Genomic DNA, 13,990 nt, shown 5'->3' with positions numbered 1-13,990 from the left:
ACCGCACCTCGAAGGCCCCCGCCACCGGCGGGGGCCTTCGTCGTCCCTGCGGACGACCGTGCTCAGTCCAGGTGGAGGTGGAGCGCGTTGGCGAGGCGGGCAGCGGCGTCGGTGACCCGGATCTCGCGCTTGCCCACCTCGTCGGGGTAGTCCTCGAACCGGAGGCTCGGGGCAGGTGCGACGGCTGCGTGCGCAGCACGCTCGAGGCGGCCCTGCAGGCCGAGGTTGCGCCCGGCCGCCCGGCCGTCGGCGGCCATCTCGGCGGGGGTCCCGAGGTCCTCACGGACGAGGTAGGAGGGGCGTCGCGACGTCGTCATGACGACGACGCTATTGGCTACTGATGCGTATCCCGAGGCGTACCTGACGGTAGTGTCGCGGCGTGTCCCTCCTCGTAGCCGGATCCATCGCGACCGACCACCTGATGTCCTTCTCCGGCAGGTTCGCCGACAGCCTGGTCGTCGACCAGCTCGACAAGCTGTCGGTGTCGTTCCTCGTGGAGGACCTGGAGATGCGCCGCGGCGGCTGCGCCGCCAACATCTGCTTCGGCCTCGGCAACCTCGGCCTGCGCCCGGTGCTCGTCGGGGCCGTCGGCGAGGACTTCGCCGAGTACCGGTCCTGGCTCGAGCGCCACAACGTCGACTGCGACTCCGTGCACGTCTCGAAGACGCGCCACACCGCGCGCTTCGTGTGCACGAACGACTCCTCCATGGCCCAGATCGCCAGCTTCTACGCCGGCGCGATGAGCGAGTCGCGCGAGATCGAGCTCAAGCCGATCGTCGACCGCGTGGGGGAGCCCGACTACGTGCTCGTCGGGCCCGACGACCCGCAGGGGATGCTGCGCCACACCGAGGAGTGCCGTCAGCGCGGGTACCGGTTCGTCGCCGACCCCTCCCAGCAGCTCGCCTTCGGGGACGGCGACCTCATCCGACCGCTGATCGACGGCGCCGCGATCCTCTTCTCCAACGAGTACGAGGCCAGCCTGATCACCCAGAAGACCGGCTGGAGCCGCGAGGAGGTGCTCTCGCGCGTCGGCACCTGGGTCGTCACCCTCGGCCCCGACGGCGTGCGCATCGACCGCGAGGGCGAGGAGTCGGTCGTCGTCCGTGCCGTCCCCGAGATCGAGAAGGTCGAGCCCACCGGCGTCGGTGACGCCTTCCGCGCCGGGTTCCTCGCCGCGCTCAGCTGGGGCCTGGGCCACGAGCGCGCCGCCCAGCTCGGCTGCCTCCTCGCCGTCCACGTCGTGGAGCAGATCGGCACGCAGGAGTACGAGATCGGCCGGAGCGCCTTCCTCGAGCGCTGCGCGGCGACCTACGGCGACGCCGCGGTCGCCGACTTCGAGCCCCACCTGCGCACCATCCGGCCCTGAGTCAGCCGGTACGTCGTACGACGTAGCGGGGGACGCCGTCGGCGGCGGTGTCCGCGCCGACGTAGTCCTGCCCCTTCATCCGGCACCACGCCGGCACGTCGACGGCGGCGGCCGGGTCGCGGGCGACCACCGCGAGCAGCTGCCCGACCGCCACGTCCGTGAGGTGCCGGGCGAGCTCGATGACCGGCATCGGACAGGGCAGCTCGCGGCAGTCGAGCTCCAGCGCCGGGTCGTGGGAGCTCACAGCCCCACCCGAGACCGGATCTCGGCGATGATCGAGGGCAGGACGTCGCAGAGGGCGTCCACGTCGGCGCGGGTCGTGTCGCGCTGCAGCGACAGCCGGACGTTGCCGTGGGTGAGCACGCCCATCGCCTCCAGGACGTGGCTGGGCGTCAGCGTGGAGGCGGTGCAGGCGGAGCCGCTGGCGACCCCGAGGCCGCGCCGGTCCAGCTCGGTGACCAGCGCCTCGCCGTCGACGTAGAGGCAGGAGAACGTCACGAGGTGGGGGAGCCGGTCACGCGGGTCGCCGACCACCTCGACGTCCGGCACCTCCGCGGCCACGCGGCGGCGCACCACCTCGACCAGGTCGTGCTGGCGGGCGTTGACCTCGTCGCGCTCGGCCACGACGGCCTGCAGGGAGGCGGCGGCCGCGAGGACCGCCGGGACGTTCTCGAAGCCCGTCGACCGCTCGTCCACGCGGTCGTCGCCGGGGAACGGGTTGCGCCACCGGGCGCGCTTGCGGACCAGCAGCACGCCGACACCGGCCGGGCCTCCCCACTTGTGCGCCGATCCCGCCGCCGCGGCCCAGCCGTCGGGCAGCGGCAGCCGGCCCATCGACGCGCAGGCGTCGGTGAACAGCGGGACGTCGTCGGGGAGCTCGAGGTCGCCGACCGGCTGCACGGTGCCGACCTCGTGGTTGGCGGTCTGGAGGGCGACCACGCCGACGCCCGGCCCGCCCGCGCGCTCGACGAGGTCGCGGCCGTGCACGCGGCCGTCGCCCGTGACGGGCACCTCCTCGGCCCGGGCGCCCCACGCCACCGCGTGCCGGACGGCAGAGTGCTCGACAGCGGCGTGGACGACGACGTCGCCCCGGCGCGAGCCCCGCACCAGCCCCAGCAGCCCGAGGTGCACCGCATGGGTGCCGCTGGGGGTGAAGGTCACCTCGTCGGGTCGCACCCCCAGCGCGGCGGCCGTCACCTCGCGGGCGTTGTCGAGCAGCAGCCGCGCCTCGCGGCCGGCCCGGTGCAGCCGCCGGGGGTCGGCGTACCCCCGGTCCAGCGCGGCCAGGAAGACCTCTCGCGCCGCCGGGTGGAGCGGCTGCGCGGACGCAGCGTCGAGGTCACGCTGCCCCGCCGCCGCCCCGGTCACAGGGGCAACCTATGCCACCCACGCGTGGGCGCTCACGCGTTCCCCGGTCAGCCCCACCCTGCCCGGCACGGCACCGCCGGTTGGGGATACCCTTGGCACGTCGAGAAGGACCGAGAGAGAGGCTCGTCAGTGGGTCTGCAAGTCCCCAAGCCTTCAGTCGCGCCGGTGCGGCGCGTCCTGAGGGTCGCGCTGCTGGGCGTGACGATGCTGGTGCTGGCCGGGTGCTCCGAGGCCGACAGCCACCAGATCGCCAACTTCGCCATGCCCGACCGCGCCAGCGAACAGGGCCCCTACACCTACGAGCTGTGGAAGTGGGCCTGGGTCGCCGCGCTCGCGACCGGCGTCATCGTCTGGGGCCTGATCTTCTACGTCGTGGTGAAGTTCCGTCGCCGCAGCGACGACGAGGTCCCGAGGCAGACGCGCTACAACCTGCCGCTCGAGGTCTTCTACACGATCGCCCCGGTCCTGATGTGCGTGGTGCTGTTCTTTCACACCGTCCGCGTCCAGGACGTCATGACCGAGCTCGACCCGAACCCCGACCTGACCATCGAGGTGACCGGACAGCAGTGGTCGTGGACCTTCAACCACGGCCTCGGCGAGCAGAACACCGACGCCGAGGGCCGCGAGGGCGACTACGCCTACGAGGAGTACGCCTACACCGTCGGCGACGCCAGCGAGATCCCCACACTCGTGCTCCCGGTCGACCAGCGCGTGCAGTTCAACCTGCGCTCGCCCGACGTCATCCACAACTTCGGCGTGCCGTCGTTCCTGACCCGCATGGACGTCATCCCGGGCCGGGTCAACCAGCTGCAGGTGACGCCCACCGTCATCGGCACCTACGCCGGCAAGTGCTACGAGCTCTGCGGCACCTACCACCAGCGGATGCTGTTCCAGGTCGAGGTCGTGAGCCAGGCCGACTACGACGCCTACCTCGCCGAGCTGGAGGCGGCCGGTCAGACGAACGAGCGCCCGATCACCGGCGGTGCCAACGTCGAGACGCAGGCCGGTCTGGGCGAGGACGACAACCAGGAAGGGACCGAGGAGTGAGCGCTCCTACCATCAGTCGCCCCGGGCACGAGACGCCCGGCGAGCCGCCCCGCAAGGCGCTGGGCGAGCAGGTCGTCCGCCTGCTCACCACCACGGACCACAAGCTGATCGGCAAGCTCTACCTCGGCACCTCGTTCGCGTGGTTCCTCATCGCCGGCATCATGGCCATGCTGATCCGCTCGGAGCTGGCCTACCCGGGCATGCAGGTCGTCAGCGAGCAGCTCTACAACCAGCTGTTCACGATGCACGGCACGATCATGCTGCTGCTGTTCGCGACGCCGCTGTTCTTCGGCTTCGCCAACGTGATCATGCCGCTGCAGATCGGCGCGCCCGACGTGGCGTTCCCGCGCCTGAACATGTTCAGCTACTGGCTGTTCCTCTTCGGCGGCCTCATCACCGCCTCCGGGTTCCTCACCCGTGACGGTGCCGCCGACTTCGGCTGGTTCGCCTACACGCCGCTGTCCGACGCGGTCCGCAGCCCGGGAGCGGGCGGCGACCTGTGGATCATGGGCCTGTGGATGGCCGGTCTCGGCTCGATCCTCGGTGGCGTCAACTTCATCACCACGATCATCTGCATGCGCGCGCCCGGCATGACGATGTTCCGGATGCCGATCTTCGTGTGGAACACGCTGATCACCAGCATGCTCGTGATCATGGTGTTCCCGATCCTGGCGGGGGCGCTGCTCTCGCTGGAGGCCGACCGCATCCTCGGTGCCCACGTCTTCGACCCCTCGCACGGCGGGCCGATCCTGTGGCAGCACCTCTTCTGGTTCTTCGGGCACCCGGAGGTCTACATCATCGCCCTGCCGTTCTTCGGCATCGTCTCGGAGATCCTGCCCGTCTTCAGCCGCAAGCCGATCTTCGGCTACGTCGGCCTCGTGGCCGCCACGCTCGGCATCGCCATGCTATCGGTGGCGGTGTGGGCGCACCACATGTTCGTCACTGGCGCCGTCGACCTGCCGTTCTTCTCCGGCATGACGTTCCTCATCGCGGTGCCGACCGGCGTGAAGTTCTTCAACTGGATCGGCACGATGTGGGGCGGGTCGGTGTCCTTCGACACGCCGATGCTCTGGTCGATCGGCTTCCTCGTCACCTTCCTGTTCGGCGGACTGACCGGCATCATCCTCGCCAGCCCGCCGCTGGACTTCCACGTCTCCGACTCCTACTTCGTGGTGGCGCACTTCCACTACGTCGTGTTCGGCACCGTGGTCTTCGCGATGTTCGCCGGCTTCTACTTCTGGTGGCCGAAGATGACCGGCCGGCTGCTCGACGAGCGCCTCGGCAAGCTGCACTTCTGGCTCCTCTTCGTCGGCTTCCACACCACCTTCCTCGTGCAGCACTGGCTGGGCGTGGAGGGCATGCCGCGCCGCTACGCCGACTACCTGCCGGAGGACGGCTTCACCACGCTGAACCAGATCTCGACGGTGGGCTCGTTCCTGCTGGCCGCCTCGACGCTGCCGTTCCTCTACAACGTCTACGTCTCGGCGAGGGCGCCGAAGGTGACGGTCGACGACCCGTGGGGCTGGGGCCGCTCGCTCGAGTGGGCCACCAGCTGCCCGCCGCCGCGGCACAACTTCACCACCCTGCCGCGCATCCGCTCCGAGTCGCCGGCCTTCGACCTGCACCACCCGGAGGTGGCGCTGCTCGAGCTGCACGACAACGAGGCGGAGGGCGACGGCGACGTGGCCGACGCCCCCGAGGTCCGCGGCCGCGAAGAGCTGCTGCGCGACCGGGTCGAGGGCGACGGCAACGACGGCAACGACGACAGCAAGGGAGAGCGTCGATGAAGGCAGAGTCCTGGGTCTTCGGCATCACGGCCCTCTTCGTGGCGATCGTGTCGCCCGCCTACTGGTTCCTGAGCGAGGACCCGACGGGCACCTCGGCCCTCGTGATGACCGCGCTGCTCTTCGGCATGGTCACCCTCTACCTCGCCTTCCACGCCGCGCGCATGGACCCGCGTCCGGAGGACCGCAAGGAGGGCGACATCGCCGACGGCGCCGGTGAGCTGGGCTTCTTCCCGCCCTACTCCTGGTGGCCGCTGTGGTGCGCCGCGGCCCTCGGCGTCATCGTGTTCGGCACGGCGATGGAGCAGTGGTGGCTGGTCGTCATCGGCTTCACGGTCGGTGCCGTGGTGACGTGCGGGTTCATCTTCGAGTACTACCGGGGCGAGCACGCCCACTGAGCCCCGCCGACTTCGGGAGAGCCCGTCCAGCACGTACGCTGGGCGGGCTCTTGCTCGTCGTGTGTCCCTGGGGGTTCCTCGCATGCGCCTTCGCGCGCCCGCCGTGCGCTCCGTGCGCCGCCGTACGACGCTCGCCGCCACGCTGCTCACGGTGAGCGGCGTCCTCGCGGCCTGCACCTCCTCGTCCGGGCCCGGTGACGGGTCGGGCGGCCCCGAGGACGGCTCCGGCGCCTCGGGCGCGCCCGCGAGCAGCGCGCCCGACCCGGTCCGCCTGACCACCGGCTTCCGCCGGTCGCAGGGCGTGCCGATCGACCGTCCGCTCGTCGTCGGTGCCGAGGGTGGCACCCTCGAGGACGTACGGGTCACCTCCGCCGCAGGCCCGCTCCCCGGCCGGGTGTCGGGCGGGACCTGGACGTCGGAGCAGCTCATGGAGCCGGGGACGGACTACCGCGTCACCGCGACCGCCACGCGGTCCGACGGCGAGCGCGTGCATCGCACCCGCACCTTCCGCACCGTCGACCTCACCCTCGACGAGCAGACCTTCCCCGCCGTCGCGCCGCTGGACGGCGAGACCGTAGGGGTCGGCATGCCGGTCGTGGTGTCGTTCGACCTGCCGGTGCGGGACCGTGCCCTGTTCGAGGAGCACATGCACGTCACCAGCACGCCGGCGCAGCGCGGCTCCTGGTACTGGCTCAGCGACCGCGAGGCGCACTGGCGGCCGGCGACCTACTGGCGGGCGGGCAGCGACGTCTCGGTGGACCTCGACCTGAACAGCCTGCCCGCGGGCAACGGCATCTACGGCCAGGAGTCGCGGCGCGTCGACTTCCACGTCGGTGAGTCGGTGGTGAGCAAGGTCGACGTGCGCAGCCACACCATGCGCACCTTCGTCAACGGCCGGCTCGCCCGGACGATGGCGATCAGTGCCGGCAAGGCGGGGTGGGAGACGCGCTCGGGCACGAAGGTCATCATCGAGAAGTTCCGTCGCAAGCGGATGGACGCCGCCACGATCGGCGTCGACGAGTCCGACCCCGAGTACTACGACCTCTCCGACGTGCAGTACGCGCTGCGCGTCACCTACTCCGGCGAGTTCCTGCACGCCGCGCCGTGGTCGGCGGGCTCACAGGGCAGCGCCAACGTCTCCCACGGCTGCGTCGGCATGAGCCTCAGCGACGCCCAGTGGCTCTACGACCGCACCCACCGCGGCGACGTCGTCGAGGTCGTCGGGTCGGCGCGGCAGATGACCCTCGAGAACGGCTACGGCGACTGGAACCTGAGCGAGCGGGCCTGGCAGAAGGGATCCGCTCTCTCCTGAGGGCGCCGGACCATGGAGGAGCTCAGCCCGACGCTCGTCAGCTGGGCGTCCCTGCTCGAGGACACCACCCGCGCCCAGGCGGAGCGGGCGGCGAGCATGCCGTTCATCCACCCCCACGTCGCGCTGATGCCCGATGCGCACCTCGGCCTCGGCGCCACCGTGGGATCGGTCATCCCGACCCTCGGGGCGATCATCCCGGCTGCCGTGGGCGTGGACATCGGCTGCGGCATGATCGCGGTGCGCACCCAGTACCGCGCCGAGGAGCTGCCGCGCGATCGTCGGCGGCTGCGTGAGGCGATCGAGAGGGCGGTGCCGCTCAGCGCCGGTGCGGCGAACCGCACGGTCGACCGCGAGCACACCGAGCAGCGGCTCGAGCGGCTCCGCGGGCTCGCGGAGGACGCGGGCTTCGACCCGGCGGCGTACGCCGCGCGCTGGGAGCTGCAGCTGGGCACCCTGGGGTCGGGCAACCACTTCATCGAGGTGACCACCGACGAGAGCGGGGGAGTGTGGCTGTTCCTGCACTCCGGCTCCCGCGGTGTCGGCAACCGCATCGCGCAGGAGCACATCGCGGTCGCTCGCGAGCTCTGCGCCGACATGGACCTGCCCGACCGGGACCTCGCCCACCTCGCCGAGGGCACCGAGCAGTTCGACGCCTACCTGCGCGAGATGCGGTGGGCGCAGACCTACGCGCTGCTCAACCGCGAGGAGATGATGGACCGGGTGGTGCGCGAGCTCGCCGAGTGGGTCGACGGCGACGTCGAGCGCGTCGAGGAGATCAACTGCCACCACAACTACACCGAGCTGGAGCACCACTACGGCCGCGACGTGTGGCTCTCCCGGAAGGGCGCCATCAACGCCGAGGCGGGCCGCCCGGGGCTGATCCCGGGGTCGATGGGCACCGCGTCGTACGTCGTCGTGGGCAAGGGGCTGCGGGAGTCGCTGAACTCCGCGCCGCACGGCGCCGGGCGGGCGTACTCGCGGACCCGGGCGAGGAGGACGTTCACCGCCGACGACCTGCGTGCCGCCATGGCGGGGATCGAGTACCGCGACACCGACGCGTTCGTCGACGAGATCCCCGCTGCGTACAAGGACATCGACCAGGTGATGGCCGACGCGGCCGACCTCGTCGAGGTGCGCCACGTGCTCCGACAGCTCGTCAACGTCAAGGGCGACTGAGCCCGGACCGGCCCCGCCCGGACGAGCGGAGGGCCCGCCGGGACGAATCCCGGCGGGCCCTCTCGCGTGGTGCTGGCGGATCAGTGGTCGCGCAGCGGCACCTGGTCGGCGTCGCGCTGGCGGTGGTCGTCGAACTGGTGACCGTCGACCGGCTGGTCGAGCCCCGACTGCAGCTCCGCCTCGTGCTGCGCGTGGTGGTGCGCCTCCTCGAGCTCACCGGCCGTGGGCTTCTGCACGTTGTGGCTGAACATCCACGACGAGAGCTTGGCCCGCACCTTCTCCGAGCGCGAGTTCGGCGCCGGGACGCCGGCTGCGTCGCGGCCGCCGTCCACGGAGAGCACCTCGTCGCGGTCGCGCGCGGTGAGCGTGTAGGCAGCCGTGCCGCTGATCGGCAGGTGCCGCTCGGAGTACTGCCCGTCGGGGGAGCGGGTGATGATGCCCGTCTCGTAGCCGTGGAGCAGCTTCTCGTTGTCGTGGCGCTGCAGCGAGATGCACCAGCGCCGGGTGATCCAGAACGCGAGCACCGGGCCGAGGAAGATGGCCACCCGCATGAAGTACGTGATCTGGTTGATGCTCAGGTCGAGCTTGATCGCGATGATGTCGTTGCCGCCGGCCGCCCAGGCGAGGCCGTAGAAGGTCATCAGGGCGACCATGACGGCGGTGCGCGTCGGGGCGTTGCGCGGGCGCTGGAGCAGGTGGTGCTCGCGCTTGTCACCGGTGATCCATCCCTCGATGAAGGGCAGCAGCATCAGCAGGACGAGCATGAGCGGCGGGACGATCAGGATCGGGATCATCACGTTCCACGAGATCGTGTAGCCGAAGAGCACCGTCTCCCAGTTGCTCGGGATGATCCGCAGCAGGCCGTCGGGCCAGCCCATGTACCAGTCGGGCTGCGAGCCGGCCGTCACCTTGGTCGGGTCGTAGGGGCCGAACTTCCACACGGGGTTGATCGTCAGCAGGCCGCCCATGATGGCGATGACGCCGAAGACCATGAAGAAGAACCCGCCGGCCTTGGCGGCGTACACGGGCAGCATCGGGAAGCCGACGACGTTCTGCTCGGTGCGGCCGGGGCCGGGCCACTGCGTGTGCTTGTGGTAGACGAGCAGCAGCATGTGGGCGGCGATGAGCGCCAGCAGGATGCCGGGGATCAGCAGCACGTGGATGATGTAGAGGCGCGGGATGACCGCCTCGCCCGGGAACTCGCCGCCGAACAGCATGAACGACATGTAGGTGCCCACCACCGGCGTGGCCTTCAGGAACCCGTCCGCGGCGCGGACGCCGGTGCCCGAGAGCAGGTCGTCGGGCAGCGAGTAGCCGGTGAAGCCCTCGAGGGTGCCGAGGAGCAGCAGGAGGCAGCCGATCACCCAGTTGAGCTCGCGCGGCTTGCGGTGCGCACCGGTGAAGTACACGCGCAGCAGGTGCACCATCATCGACGCGATGAAGATCATCGCGGCCCAGTGGTGCATCTGGCGCATCAGCAGGCCGCCGCGCACGTCGAAGGAGATGTGCAGCGTGGAGGCCATCGACTCCGACATGCCGATGCCGCGCAGCTGGTCGTAGGAGCCCTCGTAGGTCACGTGCCCCATCGACGGGTTGAACCAGAGCGTGAGGAACACGCCGGTGAGGAGCAGCACGACGAAGCTCCACAGCGCGATCTCGCCGAGCATGAACGACCAGTGGTCGGGGAAGACCTTGCGGAGGTTCTTCTTCATCGCCGTGCCCAGGCCGAGGCGCTCGTCGGCCCACGAGGCCAGGGAGCCCGCGCGACCCGGCTTCGACGCGGTCGCGGCGGTGGTGCCGTTCGTCGTCGCGACCTTGCTCGTGTCAATCCTGGAGCTGCTGCTCATGCTTCTCACGCTCCCAGTAGCTAGCCCCGATGGGCTCGGTGAAGTCGCTCTGTGCGACGAGGTACCCCTCCTCGTCCACCGCCAGCGGCAGCTGGGGGAGGGGGCGGGCAGCCGGACCGAAGACGACCTTGGCGGAGTCCGCGAGGTCGAAGGTCGACTGGTGGCACGGGCACAGCACGTGGTGGGTGGTGCGCTCGTAGAGGGAGATCGGGCAACCGACGTGGGTGCAGATCTTCGAGTAGCAGATGATGCCGTCGACGGTCCACTTCTCCCGGCCCTCGGCGGGCGTGATGTCGTCGGGGTTCATGCGGACGATGATGATCGCGCCCTTGGCCTTCTCGACCTGCTCCTCCACGCCGTGGAGCTCGGGGTAGCCGTTCTCCTCGGAGGGGAACAGCGCCTCGGGGGCGGCGTTGATGAGGTCGCCCATCTCCATCTCGCTCGCGAGGATCGGGGTGCCGACGACGTCGCGCACCAGGCGCATGCCCGGCTCCCAGATCGTGTGGGCCAGCCTGTCGATGTCAAGGACGTCGCCGGGGGCCAGGTCGCGCAGGGCGACCACGGCCGGCAGTCCCAGGAAGCCGACGGCGCCGATCATGGTGTTGCGGATGAGCGGCCGGCGGCCGATGCCGGACTCATCGAGGCCGGCGTTGAGGGCCGCGACGGTCGCCTCGCGGTCCTCGGGGGGCGAGGCCGCCGGGTGCCGCATCTCGACCAGCTCGTGGTCGGACATCAGCTTGCGGGCCCAGTGGATGATGCCGATGCCGATGAGCAGCAGCGCCATGCCCAGGGTCAGGCCGAGGGTGACCGTCGAGGCGCCGAGCCCGGCGACGGTGTCCCAGTTGTCGCCGATGTCGAAGGTGAAGTAGGCGACGACGAAGAGCACCGAGCAGAGCATGGCGGCGCCGAACATCGCGGCGACCTGCCGCTCGGCGCGCTTCTCCGCGCGGGGGTCGACGTCCGTCGGGCGCCACGTGTGCTCCGGCAAGCCCGGGTCGGGGATCGGCTCGGCCCGGTGGGTCGAGACGTGCGGGTCGATGGCCGCGGACGAGGTCGTCGCCGCCGTCGAGCCGGCGTACTCTGCCGGCGTGCCGTCGTCGGCGTTGTCCGGCGGGGGCGTCTGGTTGGTCACGCGTTCACCTTGGTCTTCTTGCTCCGGGTCGTGTGCGAGGCGATCCACACCGCGGCCACGACCAGTCCACCGATGCCGACGATCCACGCGTACAGGCCCTCCGACACCGGGCCCAGGCCGCCGAGCGAGAAGCCGGCGTACTCGGGGGTCTCACGGATGCTGTAGAGGTAGGCGATGACGTCGCGCTTCTCCTCGGGAGTGAGGTTGCCGTTGCTGAAGTTGGGCATCTGCTGCGGCCCGGTCAGCAGCGCCTCGTAGATGTAGCGCCCGTCCACGTCGTGCAGGTCCGGGGCGTAGCCGCCGCGCGGCATCGCGCCCCCGGCGCCGTTGAAGTTGTGGCAGGCGGTGCAGTTGGTCAGGAAGATCTGGCCACCGCGGGAGATCGCCTCCTCGCGCTCCTCCTCCGAGAGGCCCTCGATGGAGTAGTCCGACTCGTCGGGGATCGCCGGGCCGGGACCGAGGGAGGCCACGTAGGCGGCGAGGGCGTCGATCTCCTCCTGGCTGAACACGACCGGCTTGCGCGGCGCCTGCTGGCTGGGCCGCACCATCGGCATGCGTCCGGTGCCGACCTGGAAGTCGACCGCGGCGGCGCCGACGCCCACGAGCGACGGGCCGACCTGGTAGCCCTCGCGCACCGTCGGGATGCCCTCGCCGTTCTTGCCGTGGCAGAACGAGCAGCTGGCGAGGAAGAGCTCCTTGCCCTTGGCGACCTGCTCGGTCTCGCTCGGCTGGGTGTCAGCCTGGGCAGGGGAGAAGGCCGCGTAGAGGGAGCCGCTGAGCAGCAGCCCCATCAGGAGCACGACGAGACCCGCGAGCGGTCCCCGACGGTGCCGGGAGAGGCGACCAGCGGTTCGGTTGAGCAGACGCACTGTTTGTGTCCTTGCCGGTTGCGACGGTGTTGGCTGTCTGGGTGCTTACTTGATGACGTAGATCGTGAAGAACAGACCGATCCACACCACGTCGACGAAGTGCCAGTAGTAGGACACGACGATCGCGGTCACGGCTTGCTCGTGGGTGAAGCGCCGGGCCAGGTAGGTGCGGCCCAGGACGAAGAGGAAGGCGATCAGGCCGCCGGTCACGTGCAGGCCGTGGAAGCCGGTGGTCAGGTAGAACATCGAGCCGTAGGCGGAGCTCGACATGGTCATGCCCTCGTGGACCAGCTCGGCGTACTCCAGCGCCTGGCCGCCGATGAAGATCGCGCCCATGACGTAGGTGAGGATGAACCACTCGCGCAGGCCCCACTTGGTGAAGTTGAGCAGCGAGCCGGTGCGACCGACCTGGCCGCGCTCCGCGGCGAAGACGCCCCACTGGCAGGTGAACGACGACGCGACCAGGATCGCGGTGTTCGCGGTGGCGAAGGGGACGTTGAGCAGCGCCGTCTCCTGCGCCCACAGCTCGGGGCTCACCGCACGGATGGTGAAGTAGGCCGCGAACAGCGCCGCGAAGAACATCAGCTCGCTGGAGAGCCAGATGATCGTGCCCACGCTGACCATGCTCGGTCGGTCGTGGTGCCCGTGCAGACGGGATGCCGGAATCGCGGTTGCTGTCGCCACGTCCTCATTATGGCTGCTGCCGGAAGCGGAGGGCACCCCGACCCCCTCTCGGGCGGCGTCATAAAGTTCACAGGGTGCTCATCCCCCTGTCCGCCGCCTCCCAGGACGCTGCGGAGACCCTCCCGAGGTTCACCCTGGGCCGGCTTCTGACCGACTGGGGCATCGACCCGATCCCGTTCGTGGTGACGGTGTGGGCGGTCGGGCTCTACGCCCTCGGCGTCGCGACGCTGCGCCGCCGGGGCGACCGCTGGCCGGTCGGCCGGACGCTGTCCTTCGTGGGACTCGGGATGGGTTCCTTCGCCTTCGCCACGATGAGCGGGCTGGGGCGCTACGACACCACGCTGCTGAGCGTGCACATGGTCCAGCACATGCTGCTGTCGATGGTCGTGCCGCTCGCGCTGGCGCTCGGGGCGCCGGTCACCCTGGCCCTGCGCACGCTGCCGCCGGCGCCGCGCCGGTGGCTGCTCGCCGTCGTCCATTCACGGGTGGCCACCGTGCTGGCCTTCGCCCCGTTGGCCTTCGTGCTCTACGTCGCCTCGCCCTGGGCGCTCTACTTCACCCCGTGGTACGACGCCAGCCTCGGCTCGGCGTACGTCCACCAGGTCATGCACGTCCACCTGGTGCTCGTCGGCACGCTGTTCTTCTGGCCCCTCATGGGCATCGACCCGGTCCCCGGCCGGGTCGGGCACCCCTTCCGCGTGCTGCTGACGCTGATGACGCTGCCGTTCCACGCGTTCCTCGGCGTCACGATCATGGGGCAGACCACGCTCATCGGCGGCGAGCACTACCTCGCCCTCCGCGAGGGCCCGATGGGCGCGTGGCTCCCCCCGGCGCTGGAGGACCAGCACCTGGCCGGCGGGATCCTCTGGGCCAGCGGCGACCTGATCGGCGTGCTGTTCTTCGGCGTCCTGTTCACCCAGTGGGTGCGCTCCTCGATGAAGGAGGCGGCGCGCGAGGACCGGCGGCTCGACCTCGCGGAGCGGCGGTCGCGGGTGTGACGTGTGCCT

The 13,990-nt window shown here is 70.5% G+C and carries 14 protein-coding genes; 7 read left to right on the top strand and 7 right to left on the bottom strand.

Annotated elements, in window-relative coordinates:
- Window positions 1-62 precede the first annotated feature (62 nt).
- Window positions 63-317, bottom strand: a complete 255-nt coding sequence (locus tag J3P38_RS01805; RefSeq protein WP_210502505.1) for a hypothetical protein — start codon at window positions 315-317, stop codon at window positions 63-65.
- A gap of 62 nt (window positions 318-379) precedes the next feature.
- Between J3P38_RS01805 and J3P38_RS01800 the strand changes: the two genes are divergently transcribed.
- Entirely contained in the window at window positions 380-1,366 is a 987-nt protein-coding gene (locus J3P38_RS01800) for a carbohydrate kinase family protein (protein WP_210438168.1), read from the top strand.
- 1 nt (window position 1,367) lies between these two features.
- Here J3P38_RS01800 and J3P38_RS01795 read toward each other — a convergent pair whose 3' ends face one another.
- Both J3P38_RS01795 and J3P38_RS01790 read right to left on the bottom strand, forming a co-directional pair.
- The gene (locus J3P38_RS01795) at window positions 1,368-1,610 is read right to left on the bottom strand and encodes a sulfurtransferase TusA family protein (protein WP_307807649.1); all 243 of its coding nucleotides are present in this window, start codon (window positions 1,608-1,610) and stop codon (window positions 1,368-1,370) included.
- Complete coding sequence (locus tag J3P38_RS01790; RefSeq protein ID WP_210438167.1) at window positions 1,607-2,734, bottom strand: cysteine desulfurase family protein; 1,128 nt, start codon at window positions 2,732-2,734, stop codon at window positions 1,607-1,609. The genes J3P38_RS01795 and J3P38_RS01790 overlap by 4 nt, the downstream gene beginning before the upstream one ends.
- 165 nt (window positions 2,735-2,899) lie before the next feature.
- On the opposite strand from J3P38_RS01790, the gene ctaC reads away from it, so the two are divergent.
- The 5 genes from ctaC (at window position 2,900) to J3P38_RS01765 (ending at window position 8,451) form a co-directional block, all read left to right on the top strand.
- Entirely contained in the window at window positions 2,900-3,781 is an 882-nt protein-coding gene (gene ctaC, locus J3P38_RS01785; RefSeq protein ID WP_307807648.1) for an aa3-type cytochrome oxidase subunit II, read from the top strand.
- The gene (gene ctaD, locus J3P38_RS01780) at window positions 3,778-5,568 is read left to right on the top strand and encodes an aa3-type cytochrome oxidase subunit I (protein ID WP_374222501.1); all 1,791 of its coding nucleotides are present in this window, start codon (window positions 3,778-3,780) and stop codon (window positions 5,566-5,568) included. The genes ctaC and ctaD overlap by 4 nt, the downstream gene beginning before the upstream one ends.
- Window positions 5,565-5,963, top strand: a complete 399-nt coding sequence (locus J3P38_RS01775) for a cytochrome c oxidase subunit 4 (RefSeq protein WP_210438166.1) — start codon at window positions 5,565-5,567, stop codon at window positions 5,961-5,963. The genes ctaD and J3P38_RS01775 overlap by 4 nt, the downstream gene beginning before the upstream one ends.
- Window positions 5,964-6,045: 82 nt before the next feature.
- Complete coding sequence (locus J3P38_RS01770; RefSeq protein ID WP_246849851.1) at window positions 6,046-7,275, top strand: L,D-transpeptidase; 1,230 nt, start codon at window positions 6,046-6,048, stop codon at window positions 7,273-7,275.
- 12 nt (window positions 7,276-7,287) lie between these two features.
- Window positions 7,288-8,451: an RtcB family protein gene (locus J3P38_RS01765; protein WP_210438165.1), complete on the top strand. Its 1,164-nt coding sequence runs from the start codon at window positions 7,288-7,290 to the stop codon at window positions 8,449-8,451.
- A gap of 80 nt (window positions 8,452-8,531) precedes the next feature.
- Here the strand turns inward: J3P38_RS01765 and qcrB are convergent, their stop codons facing one another.
- From qcrB to ctaE, 4 genes are read right to left on the bottom strand one after another with little or no spacing between them, the layout of a single operon-like run.
- Window positions 8,532-10,298 carry a cytochrome bc1 complex cytochrome b subunit gene (gene qcrB / locus J3P38_RS01760; RefSeq protein WP_210438164.1) on the bottom strand — a complete coding sequence of 589 codons (1,767 nt, stop codon included), beginning with the start codon at window positions 10,296-10,298 and terminating at the stop codon, window positions 8,532-8,534.
- Window positions 10,276-11,430: a cytochrome bc1 complex Rieske iron-sulfur subunit gene (gene qcrA, locus J3P38_RS01755; RefSeq protein WP_307807646.1), complete on the bottom strand. Its 1,155-nt coding sequence runs from the start codon at window positions 11,428-11,430 to the stop codon at window positions 10,276-10,278. The genes qcrB and qcrA overlap by 23 nt, the downstream gene beginning before the upstream one ends.
- Window positions 11,427-12,299, bottom strand: coding sequence for a cytochrome bc1 complex diheme cytochrome c subunit (qcrC, locus tag J3P38_RS01750; RefSeq protein WP_455430089.1), 873 nt, complete (start codon window positions 12,297-12,299; stop codon window positions 11,427-11,429). The genes qcrA and qcrC overlap by 4 nt, the downstream gene beginning before the upstream one ends.
- Window positions 12,300-12,344: 45 nt before the next feature.
- On the bottom strand, window positions 12,345-12,983 hold the full coding sequence (gene ctaE, locus J3P38_RS01745; RefSeq protein WP_210438163.1) for an aa3-type cytochrome oxidase subunit III: 639 nt from the start codon (window positions 12,981-12,983) through the stop codon (window positions 12,345-12,347).
- A 74-nt stretch (window positions 12,984-13,057) separates the two neighbouring features.
- Here ctaE and J3P38_RS01740 point away from each other — a divergent pair, with 74 nt between their 5' ends.
- Complete coding sequence (locus tag J3P38_RS01740; protein ID WP_307807645.1) at window positions 13,058-13,981, top strand: cytochrome c oxidase assembly protein; 924 nt, start codon at window positions 13,058-13,060, stop codon at window positions 13,979-13,981.
- Window positions 13,982-13,990: the final 9 nt, after the last annotated feature.

The organism is Nocardioides xinjiangensis, from assembly GCF_017916455.1.
GTDB lineage: Bacteria > Actinomycetota > Actinomycetes > Propionibacteriales > Nocardioidaceae > Nocardioides > Nocardioides xinjiangensis.
The sequence above is the reverse complement of the archived record's forward strand: the minus strand, read 5'-3'. Positions and strand labels throughout refer to the sequence as shown.

Bases quoted from the DNA above. Each gene is read 5' to 3' on its own strand.
- J3P38_RS01805 (WP_210502505.1), bottom strand. From the start codon at position 317: ATGACGACGTCGCGACGCCCCTCCTACCTCGTCCGTGAGGACCTCGGG.
- qcrB (WP_210438164.1), bottom strand. From the start codon at position 10,298: ATGAGCAGCAGCTCCAGGATTGACACGAGCAAGGTCGCGACGACGAAC.
- J3P38_RS01770 (WP_246849851.1), top strand. From the start codon at position 6,046: ATGCGCCTTCGCGCGCCCGCCGTGCGCTCCGTGCGCCGCCGTACGACG.
- J3P38_RS01765 (WP_210438165.1), top strand. From the start codon at position 7,288: ATGGAGGAGCTCAGCCCGACGCTCGTCAGCTGGGCGTCCCTGCTCGAG.
- J3P38_RS01775 (WP_210438166.1), top strand. From the start codon at position 5,565: ATGAAGGCAGAGTCCTGGGTCTTCGGCATCACGGCCCTCTTCGTGGCG.